The 17334-nt window shown below is 44.6% G+C and carries 8 protein-coding genes; 1 reads left to right on the top strand and 7 read right to left on the bottom strand.

Translation table 11 applies throughout. The features are described 5' to 3' along the window. Positions 1-223 precede the first annotated feature (223 nt). Complete coding sequence (locus G519_RS0139165; RefSeq protein WP_409372037.1) at positions 224-4102, bottom strand: galactose-binding domain-containing protein; 3879 nt, start codon at positions 4100-4102, stop codon at positions 224-226. Positions 4103-4399: 297 nt separating this feature from the next. Between G519_RS0139165 and G519_RS46850 the strand changes: the two genes are divergently transcribed. Continuing rightward, entirely contained in the window at positions 4400-8224 is a 3825-nt protein-coding gene (locus G519_RS46850) for a glycosyltransferase family 39 protein (protein WP_051254137.1), read from the top strand. A gap of 143 nt (positions 8225-8367) precedes the next feature. Here the strand turns inward: G519_RS46850 and G519_RS0139155 are convergent, their stop codons facing one another. From G519_RS0139155 to G519_RS0139130, 6 genes are all read right to left on the bottom strand, one after another. Continuing rightward, positions 8368-8868 (bottom strand): hypothetical protein, encoded by a 501-nt coding sequence (locus tag G519_RS0139155; RefSeq protein WP_029199160.1) that lies wholly within the window; start codon positions 8866-8868, stop codon positions 8368-8370. A gap of 234 nt (positions 8869-9102) precedes the next feature. Further along, the gene (locus tag G519_RS46845) at positions 9103-11724 is read right to left on the bottom strand and encodes a discoidin domain-containing protein (RefSeq protein ID WP_036635627.1); all 2622 of its coding nucleotides are present in this window, start codon (positions 11722-11724) and stop codon (positions 9103-9105) included. A gap of 19 nt (positions 11725-11743) precedes the next feature. Continuing rightward, the gene (locus tag G519_RS0139145; protein WP_029199159.1) at positions 11744-13252 is read right to left on the bottom strand and encodes a glycosyl hydrolase; all 1509 of its coding nucleotides are present in this window, start codon (positions 13250-13252) and stop codon (positions 11744-11746) included. Between the two features lie 222 nt (positions 13253-13474). Further along, positions 13475-14845, bottom strand: coding sequence for a sugar phosphate nucleotidyltransferase (locus G519_RS0139140; RefSeq protein WP_029199158.1), 1371 nt, complete (start codon positions 14843-14845; stop codon positions 13475-13477). A 32-nt stretch (positions 14846-14877) separates the two neighbouring features. Further along, positions 14878-16209 (bottom strand): UDP-glucose dehydrogenase family protein, encoded by a 1332-nt coding sequence (locus G519_RS0139135; RefSeq protein WP_029199157.1) that lies wholly within the window; start codon positions 16207-16209, stop codon positions 14878-14880. A 4-nt stretch (positions 16210-16213) separates the two neighbouring features. Then, a complete protein-coding gene (locus G519_RS0139130; protein WP_029199156.1) occupies positions 16214-17314 on the bottom strand; it encodes a glycosyltransferase in 1101 nt (366 codons plus the stop codon). Positions 17315-17334: the final 20 nt, after the last annotated feature.

The raw sequence follows: 17334 nt of genomic DNA, 5'->3' as shown, positions 1-17334 counted from the left end.
ATGAAGGACGTCATTACTATGCTGTATAAAGTATATGAATACGCTTACTTATGAACAATGTGCAATATGACGATAATCATGTGTAATATACTTGAATTTTTGCATGCACAGATCCGCAGGTATAGTTTTGGGTTAATAGTAACTATAAAGCGCACAAAAAGAGCCGCTATTTTGAAGCGGCCCTTCTGCGTTTTAGCGATTATGCAAAAAACGAATTCGAATATTACGGATTCACGGCGATCGTAAAAGTTGAAGTTGTATTCTTAATGTTTGTGACATTGTTGATAAATTTCAGGTTATTGAACGTCACGGAACCCACAGCAGGCCCTTGACCAGGTTCAGGTAATTCATTTGCCCAAATTCCAACCCCTGATTTAGCATCGAAAGCGTCCCCGCTTTTTTGAGCGCCTGAAATCGTTATATTTGTAAAGATGGTATCCGTTATTGGATTTTGCGGACTGCCTCCGCTGTAGTTCGTTTGGAACATGATTCCGCTGTAGGTAGGATCAATGATATCAACATCACTAACTCGTATTCCTTGGAATACCTTAGAAGCTGAGAAGACCCAGATACCAGGGAAAGTTTGAGCACCCCAGAAATGCCCGCCAGCACGTACGATCGAGATATTTTGCAAGTTTGTTGTCGGCGAAGCGCCAAATCCGTTCATTGGATAACCAAAGTCAAGAGAACTGATCGTGATGCCGGAATAACACAAAGTATCGGCAATATAGATGTTCCGGAACGTATTGGCATATCCGCCATAAACTGCAATTCCTGCAGCACGCCATGTCAGAATGGATGTGAGATTTTCAAAAATATTATCTCTCTCATCAGCTCCTCCGGCATCAATAGCCGAGAACAAGGCAAAACTGTCATCACCCGTCGCACGGGCTTCATTGTTACTGACCAAGTTGTTGGTACTGCCATTCGTCATATTTATGCCGTCGGCAAAGGTATCGCGAATTCTTGAATTCTTAATTGTCATGTAGTCTGTGTTTACACCCCAATACATACAAACCTGGTGTTCAACCCATATATTGTCGATGAGAATGTTTGAAACGTTGGCGAAGTCAAAGACTTTTCCCGGACCATCAATACGGGATGTGTAATTGCCAAAGTAAGCAAAGTTTGCAAACGTGGAGCCATTAGCTGTTGAGCTAGCCGTGAACCCAATGTCTGTATTTGACTGGCTTGCCGGAGCTATAAAACGCGTGTACCAAGGTCCGGCACCGATAATTTTTATCGCTTTGCCGTATACCTGAAATTTGTTGGAAGTATCGTAATTTCCTGCTGGCAGATAAACACCAACAAGGGTGCCTGTCGTATCCATGCGAACCTGATCAAGAGCACTCTGTACAGCTTGTTGCGTAAAGCCTGATGGAGTCACATATTTTGCAGGATCAGGGTTAGCAATAGGAGCGACTTGCTCAAGACTGACAAAATCGATGGCATACGTTGTCGTATTGGCAGCATCCTTCTGGAGTCTGATCGTGCTTCCTGCTGGGATAGTTGAATCAAACATGATGTTGGCTTCATCGTAAATATGACGTGGAGAACCTGAACTAGGCGAATTGCCGGGAGACGTCTCCGAACCATACAACCACGCATATTTGGAAGTAAGGGTAATCGCTTTGGTGAAGACGCCATTGACATAAATATCTAGCGTATTCGTTATTCCATCTCCTCCAGCCGCATCCGGTATTGAGAATCGGGTAACGAGGGTATTGGTGCTTGCTTTTGTCGTGAATTCAACATAGCTGCCTGTTGTATTCAGAGTAACCGCTTTTCTTCCGGAAGCTTCACCGGCTAAGTCACCGATCGTTCTGTTTGGACCTATGACAGCAGCACCGCCGCCAACCACTCCATCTTCAGCTTCATACATATCATAAGGCATGTTTGCACCGCGACCAACGAAGAAGGATTGTGTCGTGATGTTGTTGGTCTGCTTCACTGCAAGCTCATTAGCATCGACAGCCACATCTGTCTTCAAATTGTATTTACCGTTCACAGCGATCCAGGTGCCCATTTGAATAGGGCTGGTTGCAGCTCCGCTAGCAATCGTACCCGAGTAGGAAGCGGTCAATGTCTTCACAACCGCATTAGTAGCAGCATCGGTAAGCGTCAGTGTTACCGAATGGGCTCCACTTGCAGAAGCAACAGTACCTTGATTCTTAATGGAAACGGAGTAGCTTACGACATTTCCGGCAGATGGATTGCTCGGCGTCCAACTAACCGATGATGCGATCAAATCAGAGCTTGCCACTTGACCGACAACCAGTGATGTTGGATTCGAGAAGCTATTATTCATTTCATTTTGTTCGATGACTGCATTAGCTTCATCAACCTTTGAACTGATCGTATAGGTTCCAGCATTTAGTGCACCGATAGTTTTGGAAACCGTAACTGAGCTTCCCGCCGCTAATGCGCCGACTGAAGCTGAACCAGCCAGCGTGGTTCCCACATAGAAATTAACGGTTGTAGCTCCAGATGGAGCTGTTCCCATATTTTTCACCGTAGCGTTTAACGTAATGGCATCGGTCTCAATGGGTGAAGCCGGAGAAGATGACATTCCCGTAATCGTTAAGTCCGGATTTGGCGCAGCTGAACCATACACTTCGAACTCAGCAATCTGTCCGCCCCCAGAACCGGAGTTTGTGGTGATTTTAAGCTGGACGTCGCTAACCGTAGCTGTTAAAGGAATAGTTACCGTATTTCCCGAAGCAGGGTTGAATGTATATACGGTTGCTGGGATTAAACTTGAAAAGTTTGACGTGTTTTGATTATGTCCAAGCACCTCAATGGTCTGAGTTCGTGCAGCCCATACAGGGTCAGGGTTCAATTTCAACACAATCGATGTTGTATTGGCATTGGCTCCCAAGCTGACAGTTAAGGTATTCGGATTGCCGCTGCCTTCCCAATAAGTCGTAACACTGCCGTCGTTCGCATTTCCTTGTACAAAAGTGAACACGGAGGATGAGGCTGCGATGGGTTTACCTAAGGCTAAATTTGAATTAGGACCTGGTGTTGGTGTTGGTGTTGGTGTTGGTGTTGGTGTCGGTGTTGGTGTTGGTGTTGGTGTTGGTGTTGGTGTTGGTGTCGGTGTTGGTGTTGGTGTTGGTGTTGGTGTTGGTGTTGGTGTCGGGCCCGTACCGACCACCGTAATGTTGTCCAAATTAACAACGCCTAGATCGGTCGTGTCATATTTGTAGGCAATGGTATTGTTACCGGCATTTAATGCCAATGTCTCACTTTGGGTGGACCAAGTATCCCAATTCGGCAAACTGGCTAGTGAGGTTTGTTTAATCTTAGTTCCATTGACAAATATACTTAGAGTTTGAGTTCCGCCATTTGCATTTCCATATTTCAAGGTTACATTATAGTTCCCCGCAGTAGCTGCGTTGACATTAAACTGTGTCATAGCTCCTTGGTTCCAATAGCCATCAACAAATCCAGTCCCAGTGTAGCCGGTATGATCTGTATTGACTTTTGCACCGCCAGACAACACTGCTGCTTCCGCTTCATAAGTTCCAGCCCGTGTTGGCGTTGGCGTCGGTGTTGGTGTTGGAGACGGTGTTGTAGTTCCATATACTTCAAACTCTGATAATTGTCCAGCTGCCCATCCGCTGTTAGAAGTAATATTCAATTTGACATACCTTGCGCTGGTACCTGTGAAATTAATCGTGACCGTATTGGAGCTAGCTGGATCAAACGTGTAAGAAGCAGATGCCGCCACTGTGCTATAGTTTACATCGTCTGTGCTTCCCAGTACCGACAAGGATTGCGTTCTTGCTCCCCAGCCTGCTGGAAGCTTAAGCACCACTTGATTTACCGTGCTTGTGCTGCCAAGATCAACCCGAACCCATTGCGGAAAGGCATTATTGATACTTTCCCAGTACGTTGCTTGATTGCCGTCATTCACGTTGGTTTCTATGTAAACGTCGTTATGACCGCTTGCCGTAACCGCTTTTCCCAATGCCAAATTCGTTGCCGCTGATGAAATTGAAGGAAAGAATGAAAACTGTGTGATGATTAAAGCAATAACCAGCAAACAACTTATGAATGGATTTCTTTTAAAAGAATATCTTTTTGCAGACATAATCATCCTCCTAGTCTGAAAATACTTGAATTCCATACTTCTAATGGATTCCCTCTAAAACGTATGCGCTTTCAAAGATGTAAAAGTCAAACGTCTTTACAAGCACCTCCCGACTTATTAAACTCAAAGTTTGAAAAGTCTTACTCATAAATTATAGCTAAGTTGTTAATTATTTCCGATGAGCATTATTACGATTAACATGTCTAATTCTAATTAGTTTGCGTTTAAAAAGTTGATTGACTTTATTGGTTTCGTCCAAGATAATACGCGTATAGGTAATATACATAAACTGGCAGGTGATTTATGAAGAAAAGCTTGGCACTGTTTTGTTTATTTTTAGTTTTGTTAATCCCCAGTTTGAAAGCGCACTCATATGAGAATGGCGTTGAACTAACGAACGGTTCATTTGAATCTGCGGAATCAAATAGGCCAACCGGATGGACGCAAGACGCGTATCAGCAAAGTTCTGATGTGAGCACTTTTACATTGGAAAGCGGCCAGGCACATGCAGGCAATCACTTTTTGCGTATTCATAATAGTCAACCTAATGACGCTAGATGGATCCAGCGTGTGCAAGTGAAATCCGGCGCCATCTATAAGCTCTCCAGTTGGGTAAGGGCAAGCAGTATCGGATCCGATAAGACTGGCGCTAACATTTCAGTGCTTGGCGTTGGTTCCATGTCCCGGGACATCAAGGATACGAACGGGAAATGGGAACTAGTCGATTTTTATGGAAAAACAAGTGCCAACCAGAAGGAGATTGTCGTAGCTGTGCGCCTCGGAGGGTATGGAAGTTTGAATACAGGTACAGCTGATTTCGATGATTTTTCAATGGAAGAAGTGGCTGCTGTTCCAGCTGGGGTACAAGTCTTTTCCGTTTCTCCTGACGATCAGCACACTTCCGTTACTAATCATGCCACCACGAGCTCTCATACAGGTTTTTTCATATTCACCCTAGTATTTTCTCTCTTGTATGTCATCATTTGCATTCGGATGGTAGCAAAAGCGCCTGATCACAACAGTAAACTTACAGATCCAAAGAACATTGCTCCCACCTATATTGGACTGCTTATGTTTGCAGGCTTTGTCCTTAGAACGATTGGTGCCCCGCTCATTCAAGGGCATCCTATCGATTTCATCGATTTCAGTGCTTGGTCCGACCATGCTTTCTCGGCAGGGTTGCCCGGTTTTTACAATGATCAAATGTTTGTCGATTATCCTCCCGGCTACATTTATATCCTCTATGTGATCGGGGCGATTAAGCAGATTTTCTCTCTGAATTATCAATCGGCGGCGGCCACCATTTTGATCAAACTCCCTGCTATCATTGCTGATCTTCTCACTTCGTATTTGATTTATGGACTAGCCAAAAAGCACATGAACCATCAAGTTTCCGCCCTATTTGCTTTCCTATACCTCCTAAACCCTGCTATCTATCTGAACTCTACGGTTTGGGGGCAAATTGATTCCGTCTATACGCTTGTAATTTTCTTCATGATTACGGCACTTACCGATCAAAAAGTTCCAAAAGCTGCCGGGCTGCTGGCCCTAGCCTTCCTGATCAAACCACAGGCGATTATTTTCACCCCGCTGCTGCTGTATCCATTAATAACACAAAAAAATGTGAAAACGTGGGTTTCTTCCCTTGCCATGAGTGCAGTTGTTTTTGTCCTTGGTGTGCTACCCTTCTCTCTTCACAAACCATGGTATTGGATTCTGGATCTGTATAAATCCATGTTTCTAAGTTATCCTTACGCATCTTTGAATGCGGCTAACCTGTATACCCTATTCGGCTTCAACGGCTCGCCAGCCTCTACGAAGTGGCTTTTTATGAGTATGAGCACCTGGGGAAATATTATTGTAGTCGCTATTGTAGCTATTACCGCATTTTTGTTTTTCAAGAGTCGGGACAATTCGAGATTTTACTATTCAGCATTTCTCATCTGTTTGCTCGTTTTCGTATTCAAAACCGGTATGCACGAGAGATATGGGTATCCTGTCGTTCTGCTTTCTCTGATTAGTTATTTAAGCATAAAAGATAAAAGAATCCTATATTTGTTCATTTCGCTAAGCTTCACCCAATTTGCCAACGTAGCTTATATATTCAAATATAGCTTGGACCAGCAGTATTTCACGAGTGGCCCTGATATTTTCATGAAAATTGTGTCCCTATGCCATGTGATTCTAGCTGTTTATGCCATTTATGTAGGATGGGAGATTTATATCAGAAACAACGTTCAGCTCTTTAAATCTAGAAAATCAGATCAACAGGAGAACAGACTCACTAAATCAGTGTCCAAGCATACTGAGCTGCAAAAGCAAACCTCTACGCCAATGAAAATGCTCACCAAACTTACCAAAAAAGATAAAACTGCCATGACCGTGTTGACGCTGCTCTACGCCGCCATTGCACTGTATCAGCTCGGCTCATTCAGCGCTCCACAAAAGGATTGGAAGCCAAAGCTAGCCCAGGAAAGCTTCTACGTAGACTTCAATCACATCGCATCCATCAATCGCGTCATGTGGTATGGCGGTATCGGAGATGGCGATTTTCAAATCGAACAGTCGAACGATTCCATTCAATGGAGACCTGTGACCACCATTTCCTTGAACGGGGGAACCGTTTTTCAGTGGAAGCAGTCCCCTGTCTCTTTCTCTGCGCAATTTGCTAAGATTACCGTAGTTAAACCTGGTGCGTCTCTTTATGAGCTTGCATTTATGAACGATCTGGAGAAGGAACCCATCCTTATTACCAAACAGATTCCCTTGAACATGGGCAATGATTCTTTGGCACAGGCACAAAACCTATTTAACGAACCCGGTACCGTTCCGCGCCAACCTTCGTTTATGAACAGCATGTATTTTGATGAAATTTATCACGCCAGAACAGCCTTCGAGCATTTACACAGCATGGAGCCTTACGAAACGACCCACCCGCCGCTGGGAAAAGTGCTAATATCCATGGGTATCGCCATGTTTGGCATGAATCCGTTCGGATGGAGAATTGTGGGCACGCTGTTTGGTATCGCGATGATCCCCCTTATGTATCTGTTCGCTAAAAAATTGTTTGGAAAATCCGAATACGGGTTTATTGCCGCTTTTTTGCTAGCCTGTGATTTTATGCATTTTACTCAGACAAGGATTGCTACCATTGATGTTTACGGCGTATTTTTCATTATGATGATGTACTACTTTATGTACAAATATTACGTGCTCAGCCTCAGCCGAGCTCCTCTCAAAACTGCATTGATCTCGCTTAGCTTATCGGGGTTATTTTTTGGTATCGGCGCTGCTTGTAAATGGATTGACCTCTACGCCGGTGCTGGTTTGGCTGTTATTCTAGGCTTAGTTTTATATGAAAAATATAAAGAATACCGACATACAACACTTCTTCTAACAACACAAGCCAAACATAAATCGAACACATCAGCTATTCGTCAAACGCAAACTCTCGCTCACAGTTTCCCTCCCTTATTATGGAAAATAATCTGTACGGCATTCGTCATGTTCGCTCTTGTTCCGGTTGTCATTTACACGTTAAGCTATATTCCCTTTCTACGCGTTCCCGGACCGGGACACGACTTATCGGCTGTACTCTCTTTCCAAAAATTTATGTACAACTACCACAGTCACCTTGTAGCTACTCATCCTTTTGCCTCCTCATGGTGGGAATGGCCTATTATTCGAAAACCGATTTGGTACTATGGGCAGGTTTCGCTCTCACCTGACCAAGTTTCCAGCATTGTCGCTATGGGGAATCCGGCCATTTGGTGGCCTGGCATCTTGGCCGTTTTTGCAGCCTTCTATATTTGCGTGAAAACGAAAGAAAAGTGGATGATGGTTGTCCTTATCGGACTAGCGGCGGAATATGTGCCATGGGTTGGCGTACCTCGGCTTACATTTATTTACCACTTTTTCGCGACCGTTCCTTTCATGATCCTATGTATCACTTACGTCATTAAATATGCCCATGAACATTTGAAGCTTCGAGCAAAATGGATCTATATGTATTTGGGCACAGTGCTTCTCATGTTTATCATGTTTTATCCGGTGTTATCTGGTGCGGTCGTCAATAAAAACTACGTCAGCCATTTTCTAAAATGGTCTTCGTCTTGGACATTTTTTTAGTAGATAAGAAAGTATAAGTTTTATACTTTTGCTTCGCATCTACCTTGATAAACGCGCTCGTCCCAAAAGGACGACGGAGTCGTTTATCCTTGGGTTCATGAAAAAGGAAGGGGCTGCCCGCGGGAGCTCCTTCCTCTTTGTATTCAATGCACCATCTTATTTAATAGATCTTCTACTTTTGCTTGCATGGATCGTATCGTTGTTTTCCTATATTGAATACCAAGCCGAAGTACCTTCAATTGCTGTCTTCGGGAAAGCCTTCGAAATCGAGGCTCCCTTTTCAGAAAAGTACGAATGATCGTCCAGCTGTTGACTGCAATCCGGTCCGGTGAGATTTCAGGAATATCATAAGGCAGCGGTCGTTTCCTAAAGCGATGAATCCAAGTTCCTACACGTGTTGAAATTTTTCTTTCATCAACCAGACATACAGCTGCACTTTTTTTTGTATGCTTTTTGAGGAAATCGAAATGATGATGTCCGCCCAAAATGACGTAACCACCTTCTTTTCTGCTTTTACGAACAATTAACAGATGCATTAGATCCTGCGCAACTTTTTTAAACTCCTTATTTCTTAGTGAGGTCTTAGCAGCGATACTTTCCGGCTTAATTTTACTTAGAGGTATATATTGCACTGTATATCTCAACTGTACCCCTCCTCGTCACACCGTTGTTAAATATCATCTATTCTAAGTGTATTCTGTTAGTGCCGCAGTGTGAACTCCCGCTCATAAATGTCGCTCACTTTCTCTAGGACCTTGCTAGTCTGAGGATCGTGCGGGGAAAGCGAGGAGCCTCTATTTTGGTAATATGGCGACAAAAAAACAGCTCTCCTTCGGAGCAGCTGTCCTTCCTTCACTTCTATTCGTGACAAGCTTCTGTCAATCTGTTTTGTGACCGTAAATTTGCAGATCATGAATCGACCAATAATTTCCTGCTTTCGCTGCCTGGACAATCTTGACGTATCGCGCATTTTGTGGCTTCAAGTTGATTTCTAGTACGCTTATGCCAACACCCGATGCAACTGGTGATCCCCAATTGAAGCCGTCATTAGAAACGTATACTTCGTACTTCCTTGGATAATCATTCGGCGAGTTCTCCGTTCTCAGCACGATTTGGTTGATTGTGAACGAGGTCTTCATATCAATTTGATAAAATTGCCCGGGTGCTTGAGCTATCCCAGTATCCCAGCGCGTATAGGGACTGCCATCAATCGCACCTTGAGGTTTGCCAGAACTGCTGGTTACTTCCCATTCTTCCCGCTTTAGCGCAACTTCATCGGCAGCTGTCACCGTTGCCGCCGGTGAAACCTCTTTTGTACCTGAGACCCTGATCTGATACATGTATTGGTTCCCAACCATAGTATCCGTATCGACAAAGCCAGTATCTGCCACTTGTTCAGCGATCACCTCGTAGCCGCCTTCAGCTGTACCTATTTTACGTAAAACATCGTAACTATGCGCTCCTTCCGATTCTTTCCAACTAAGCTCAATTGCATGATTCTCTATTGGCTTTGCTTGAATCCACGAAGGTGCGATCGGTTTTACCCGATCCGTCCGTGTTAGGATATACTGAACTGCTTCACCTGGCTGCAGCGTTTCCTTGAATTCAAGCTCAGGAGCTGCTTGCAGTCCTGTCAAATACGTACGAGCTGATGCATAGGTATCACCCGCTCCGAATCTTTCTCCCTCGTACAAAGCAGTTTCGGGCATAGTGACTTTCGCATGGATCGTTTGCGTGCTTGTCCCAAAATTTACGAAGTTCAGCAGAATTTTGTCCGACTTCGCTCCTGATCCTGGCAGTGGCGGCAATGTCGATGTATCCACGCCGCGAAAATAAACAAGCTTATCAGCCAGCTCCGACTTGTTGGTGAGCTCGTAAACCAGCGGTTTCCCGTGCGTGGCATAGGCTAGATTCAACCTTCGCATAATCCCAACTCGTGTATCTTTGTCCACTGAGTTCTTATGAATCTTCATTTGAGCTGGGTTTTGATGATTCAAATCATTTCCCGACTCGAACAAGGCATATTGCGGATAAAACGCTGCATGCTGCATAAACATATCGGCATAACCGATATGAGCCCTCATAATCCGATCGAAGACCGCCGAATGGGGCTGCGTAGCGCCAAATTCTTTGGGATCCATATGACTATCCGATGTCCCATACTCCGTATTCAACATTAGCTTCTTGAGGCCATCCTCTGATCCTCCGAAGGTTTGCAGATTTTCTATGAAGCTTCCGTCCTTATTATCGGAATACGAAGTTCCGTAAGCATGTCCATTCGTTAGATCTGTCAACTCTTCTAATTCCATTCGCTGCGCCGGATCGTCTTCCCACCCGTCGGGGTCTCCACATTTAAACATGCCTGATGAGGTTTGATTCCGACATGTTCTAATGTTGTACTTAGGCGCATATGCCCAGCCGGGGGCCACTGTTTTTACATGAGGAGCAAGTTCAGGAAGATGGGTTTTTAACCACTTTGCAATGGCTATATTCACCTCTTTGGAGCGATTGAACAAGCCTGGCTCATTATCAATCTCATAGTATTGAAACATGGATCCGTACTGCTTCACATAATCCAATAATTTATTCTCGGCATCTGCTGGCAGTGTGCCATCCTCTTTCAGTTTAATATTTCCTGTATGCAGATGAAGAGCTACGGCCCCAGTGTGGTAATCACGCAAAGTTTCGTAATACGATTTGATCGAAGAACACCCCATTTTCACATCAGTCGCGCAATCTACCCTCATCACATTGCCGCTGTAGGCGATTCCTAACCATTTCAATACATACGGAAGGTGCCTTACTGCTCCCTGATCATAGTAGAACGACAGATTACTTACCTTCGTACCGGATTCCACATATCTCCCATGAATCGGTTCTTGGGCAGGTGAAGACAGCGCATCTAGCGCGAGGTAGTCCCATTTCCACCAGAGAAATTTATTCTCATCAGCTGTACAATACAAACAGCCTATGGCTGACAGCTTCAATTCGTTAGTTCCCAGCTGCAGCTGCTCCTTAGGAATGTAAAGCTCATATAGTTTCTTGTAGGGGTAAGTGCTAGTTGTTCCCCCGACTCCAGCAATCTGGATGATGCCGGAAAGCATCTTGTTGGAGAAAACCGCCATCTGTGGAACGGCTTTATGAGCATCCAGAATTCGAACACGGAAATGAACGCCAAATTCGGGTATTTCAGCTAACGAGAAATGGATCGCAAAGGTAGGATTCAAGGATTTATTAAGACCTTGAGGCACGCTGTCCCAAACATCCGTCTGATTCAAGTCGGGCGTTACCGTGTAACTGCTCTGTCCTGCACTTTCTTTTCCAAATTCCAAAAAGGAATCGTTCTGATTACCCAACATCCATATTTGATTACCAATCTGATTAGAAGCTGTCATCACTTTTATCAAATCTGTTTTTGCCGATGCACCGTAGTTATTCGAAGCCGAGGTCAAGATCAATAAGATCAACAAGGCAGTTGGTACAATCACATATCTCATCATGTTAGATACCTCTCAACCATCAAGGAAGTAATAGGGCACTCGCGGGAATAATTTCTTTCACTTGGGACGGGCTCGTCCACATGACTTTGGCAACAGCACCGTTCGTATTATCATAATATTCGACCTTGAAATCAACTGGCACGCCAGCGGTTAGTGCTATAGTTCCGGAGCGTTCCACCCAGCTTTGATTAAACCAACTATCAATAACCAACACACCATTCACCCAAACTCGGATGCCATCGTCACTTAAGGTTGAAATCTTATAGGTTTCCGTATATTTGGGCTTAAGTTTCCCCGTCCATCTCACGGAAAACGTATCTGCTTGCATGGAAGGAAAGGGAGCCGCCGTAGACCAATTGAAATCAATCTTAGCATCCACCTTCGTTTCCTTCAGCGCGGTCAAATCCTTATTATCGTAATATTCTGCTTGCAGTCCATATCTCTCATCCTGTAAGACAGGTTGCAAGACAGGTGGAGAGACTGGAGCTTTCATAGATTGAAGAGACTCTCTGGTCAGTAATTTGGAATTCGTGTAAAAGGTTTCAATTTCTTGAAGGTTATTATTTTCGGCCAGCATTTTGCCCCAAGTCATCAGATAGGCCCATTTGGGCTGCTCATTCAAAATAGTGCCGTTAGGCAGCTCACCATTTTCCCCCACCGCTACAGGCTTACCATTCGCCAATTCAACAATTTTCGCATAATAATCAGGATGGTAATCATTGTCATAGATATCAACGGCGAGAACATCCACCTTATTTTCTCCAGGAAAAGTGGCTGTATACGAGTCAGACCATGCATTCGGTGCATTCGGGCTCCAAACCCAAAGCAAATTGTTCAACTTATGCACATTAACGAAGCGGTCGTACATGATATTCCATAAGGTAGGGAAGTTGCTCTTCTTACCCCACCAGAACCAATTACCATTCATTTCATGATAAGGGCGCCATAAGACAGGAACACCTGCATCCCTTAGTTTCCCTAAGTACACGGCTGCTTTATCGAGATCTGCCAGCAATTGCGTGTACTCGGGAGTACCTGGCGTAACATACTTATCAAAATCGGCTTGGCTCATTTCCTTCTTTACATTCGACCAGCAAAGGCATGTTCCAGGAATACTTTCATGAAATGATATCGTTACCAGACCGCCAGCCTGGTTCCACGCAATCGCACTATTAACCACCTTTTGTCTTTGATCTGCCAATTGGCTTTCAGTTTGATCCATAATGGCGCCGAATTCATAACCATGAAGTCCCGGATATTTACCCGTCAAGCCCTTGACTTGATTCGTCCATTCATCCGGGCTTTCTAAATAATCATGCTGCCCGCTAATGATGCTTACCCCCGAAATGGCATACAATTGCTGCAGTACAGCCTTTGCCTCGTACGTAGCTTGTGAGTTGATAGGAACAACTGACGCATTCGTTACATTAGGGTGAAGCAAGATATTCGGTGCTAGCAAAGAGAGTAGAAACAATAAGGAAACCACCTTCTTATACACACCCGCCTTTCCAAAAAAATTGATCATCATCTTTCCTCCAGTATGGTAGTTTACACAATGAACCCTGATGTACGCTCCTTACACGCGTGCTCATTCTGCTTAATCTACCATACAGGGCATATATTAGATTTGTATAAGCATTATATTAATGTTTTGAAAGTTTTTCCAATTTCAGTTATGCTTTCAAACAAGGAATCGCCTTCCATTCGCTTAAAGTCGAATAGAAGGCGGTTCGTTGTTTCAAAACAAATCTTAAATAAATTGGTGAAGGGGGATATCCTTCCATGCCATACAAATACGAACCGTGTCTTCTTCAACCAACTCGGACCCGCTTTGAACCTCGATAAATTCAACATCCGTTATGGCTCGAATGCTGTGCCGGGTTCCATCTGGTATTCGAACGACATCACCTGGCTTCACTTGATAGAGCTTGTCATTAATGACAATATCCGCAACACCGCTTACGATCGTCCACACTTCACTGCGTTTATAATGCAGCTGATAGCTTATATTTTTACCTGCATGAACGAGAATCCGTTTGGTTAGCACCTCATTATCTTCGGCATATTTGACATAGTCAATCACGCGATAACGTCCCCACCTGCGCTCCTCGTACATCGGACGGTGTTCAATTTTATTCATGACTTCCTTAATACGTGGACTTTCCGACTTGCTCGTTACAAGTATTCCATCAGGGCTGACAGCGATGACGGCATCCTTAATTCCAATCACCGTAACAGGGATGTCCAGCTCATTAATCAAATGGGTATTCTCGGAATCATCGGTCACGATGCCCGTTCCAATTTGCGATCGACTCATTTCCTCTGTCAGTGTATTCCAAGTGCCAAGGTCTTTCCAATAGCCGTCATAAGGTACGACAACACAGCTAGCTTCCTTCTCTACAACTTCGTAGTCAAAGCTAATTTTCGTTAATCTATGATAGTTTTTAAGCATTTCTTCATACTGAATCGGGATGCCCTTCTCCACCATGACTTCGATGAGATAGCCTAGTCGGAAAGCAAAGACACCGCAGTTCCAAAGCGCCTTCTGTTTAATCAAGGCAGCTGCCTGTTCACGATTCGGCTTTTCAGCAAAATGGTTAACGTGAAGTGCTTCTGACCCTTCTCTACGTTTGTCAGAGGGAACGATATACCCGTATTTCTCAGACGGAACCGTTGGAACAACGCCCATTAGTGCCAAATTCGCATCCGTTTCGTGCAGAACATACTCTAGCTGTTTGATTTTCTGGAAGAAAGCCTCATCGACATACGGATCTACCGGTAACACCGTAATCACAGTGTTCAGGGGCAAACTTTCGACATCATACATATAAGCAGCCGCAAGCGCGATTGCAGGGAAGGTATCTCTTCTCTCTGGCTCGACAATAAGCGGGGCATCGCCACCCAATTGACTAATGATCATCTCTACCTGGGAGCGGTTCGTCGCTAAGTAAGCATCATCGCCGAGGCCCGTATTCTGCAGTTGTCTCCATACACGTTGAACCATGGATTCGCTTCTGCCTTCAGCATCTTCAAGTACCCTTAGAAACTGCTTGGATCTGGAATCATTGGACAATGGCCATAGTCGTTTGCCCGACCCGCCGGAAAGAAGAACCAATTTCATGAATACCACGCTCCACTCGATTTATTTGTCAATTATCTAGCCAATGCTTTTGGACGAGATGCCCCGATCAAATCTGGTCTCCCTACGGAATAATATTCGAGACCAGTTCCCTGAACCTGCTCTTTGCTAAATACATTGCGACCATCGATCAGAATCGGCTGCTCCATAACGAAAATGAGCTGAGACAAGGGAACCGCTTTGAATTCCTCCCAATCCGTAAGTAGACAAATGGCGTCGGCCCCCGTGGCTGCCTCCAAAGCATTCTCACACCACTGAATCGCCGGATGGTCGATGCGTTCCCGAAATTTCTCCATCGCAATGGGATCATACAGCTTCAGCCGCGCTCCCGCACGAATCAGGGTTTCAACGATTTCGATGGAAGGCGCATAACGAATGTCATCCGTGTTCGGTTTAAAAGACAATCCCCAGATGCCAACCGATTTGCCGCTAAGCGGACCGAGGGACGCCTCCAGCTTGGTAATCACCTTATACCGCTGTGATTTGTTTACCTCGACAACTGACTTTAGCAGTTGAAATTCATAGTCGACATTACCGGCTATTTGAATCAACGCGTCTGTATCCTTAGGAAAACAAGAACCCCCATAGCCGATCCCCGCACTCAGGAAGGAGGAGCCAATTCGTTTATCTTGCCCCATTCCTTTGGCAACCTCGGTGACATCAGCGCCAACTTTCTCGCAAATATTCGATATTTCATTAATAAAGGAAATCTTGGTTGCCAGAAAGGCATTCGAAGCGTACTTGATCATCTCCGCGCTGCGAATGCTCGTAACGAAGATTTGATCGGTAAATGAACGGTGCAGCTCCGTGAGAGGTGCGGCTAAGCTTGGATTTTCAATCCCGAGGACAATTCGATCCGGATGAAGGGTATCGTTGATCGCCGAGCCTTCTCGCAGAAACTCTGGAATCGATACGACGTCGAAAGACTGCATCGTGTTCATGGCAATAATCATTTGAATATGCTCGTTCGTACCAACAGGAACAGTGCTTTTCGTTGCAATGATTTTATAGCTATTCATCGCCTTCCCGATTTCCATGGCCGCTTGCTCGATATAAGTCAGATTAGCCTCTCCATTGGGTAAAGAAGGTGTGCCAACCGCAATGATAATAAGCTCGGATTGACTGATCGCTTGGGCCAAATCAGAGGTAAAGGCCAGCCGACCGGCATTCAGATTCTTCTCCATCAGTTGTTCAATACCAGGTTCATAGATCGGAGAAATCAGGTTTTGCAGCTTTTCAATTTTCTGTTCATCGTGATCCACACAGATGACGTTATTGCCCACTTCAGCGAAGCATACCCCGGAAACTAACCCCACATACCCCGTCCCGATTACTGCAATATCCATACGATCAATGCCCCTCTCTGAATTGTTGGTAGGCTTTACCCATGTAATCTTTTAATTTATCCATGAACGTCTTCTCATCGAATTTCTGCGCGTGCTGCACGATTTGCCGTACATCCCATGCATGATTTTCCACTTCCTGAATCGCAAGCAGCAGATCTTCTACCTCTTGCCGTTTGAAAAAAACACCATTCACATGAGGCACAATCGTATCTAGTGCACCACCCGCCTGATAGGCAACAACGGGTCTTCCGGCAGCATTCGCTTCTAGCGGTGTAATGCCGAAATCCTCCTCACCAGGAAAGATTAACGCTCGGCACTGCGCCATCATTTGGGTGACCGAACCATCATCCAGCCTTCCCAGGAAACGGATATTCCCTTTGGCCATAGCCTTAAGCCTCGCCATATCGGGTCCTTCTCCAACGATGTATAAAGGCAGTCCATTTCGATTAAATGCTTCTACCGCCAGATCAATTCGCTTGTACGAAACAAGTCTCGACACAATCAAATAATAATCATCAATGGAAGTTGAGCTATGGAAGCGCGACGTATTAATCGGCGGAAAAATAACATCTGAATCGCGTTGGTAATAATTACGAATGCGACTTTTTACAACGGAAGAATTTGCTATAAACTGATTCACATTGGCGGACGTCTTTTGATCCCATTGCTTTAGCCTATCAATATAGATTTTCAAAAGCCGCTTCATCACACTTGAATTGCTTTGTCTCTCCATATATGTGTCATAATCCCAAGCGAATCGCATCGGTGTATGGCAGTAACAGAGATGAAACGTTTCCTTCGGAACCTGAATACTTTTCATGAACGCGCTGCTTGAGCTAAGTACAATATCGAATTCTCGAAAATCAAAATCCTTAATCGCAAACGGGTATAGGGGGAGCATTTCTTTAAAATGGCTCTTCCCACCGGGCATTTTTTGCAACCAGGTAGCTCGTATATCCGCATCTCTAAGCTCATCGAGCAGCCGATTATTGCTGAACATGGTTGTATAGATGGGAGCACTCGGGTACATTTGATGAAAGACCTCAACCACTCTTTCGGCCCCGCCCATTTGAACCAAATAATCATGCGCGATTGCTATTTTCATTTGATCCATCCTTTATTTAC

This window comes from Paenibacillus alginolyticus DSM 5050 = NBRC 15375 (assembly GCF_000422905.1).
Lineage (GTDB): Bacteria > Bacillota > Bacilli > Paenibacillales > NBRC-103111 > Paenibacillus_E > Paenibacillus_E alginolyticus.
This window is presented reverse-complemented; position numbering and strand designations above follow the sequence as displayed.

Excerpts from the sequence above, each read along its gene's own strand:
- G519_RS0139165 (WP_409372037.1), bottom strand. The coding sequence starts at position 4,102 with ATGATTATGTCTGCAAAAAGATATTCTTTTAAAAGAAATCCATTCATA.
- G519_RS46850 (WP_051254137.1), top strand. The coding sequence starts at position 4,400 with ATGAAGAAAAGCTTGGCACTGTTTTGTTTATTTTTAGTTTTGTTAATC.
- G519_RS46845 (WP_036635627.1), bottom strand. The coding sequence starts at position 11,724 with ATGATGAGATATGTGATTGTACCAACTGCCTTGTTGATCTTATTGATC.
- G519_RS0139145 (WP_029199159.1), bottom strand. The coding sequence starts at position 13,252 with ATGATGATCAATTTTTTTGGAAAGGCGGGTGTGTATAAGAAGGTGGTT.
- G519_RS0139140 (WP_029199158.1), bottom strand. The coding sequence starts at position 14,845 with ATGAAATTGGTTCTTCTTTCCGGCGGGTCGGGCAAACGACTATGGCCA.
- G519_RS0139135 (WP_029199157.1), bottom strand. The coding sequence starts at position 16,209 with ATGGATATTGCAGTAATCGGGACGGGGTATGTGGGGTTAGTTTCCGGG.
- G519_RS0139130 (WP_029199156.1), bottom strand. The coding sequence starts at position 17,314 with ATGAAAATAGCAATCGCGCATGATTATTTGGTTCAAATGGGCGGGGCC.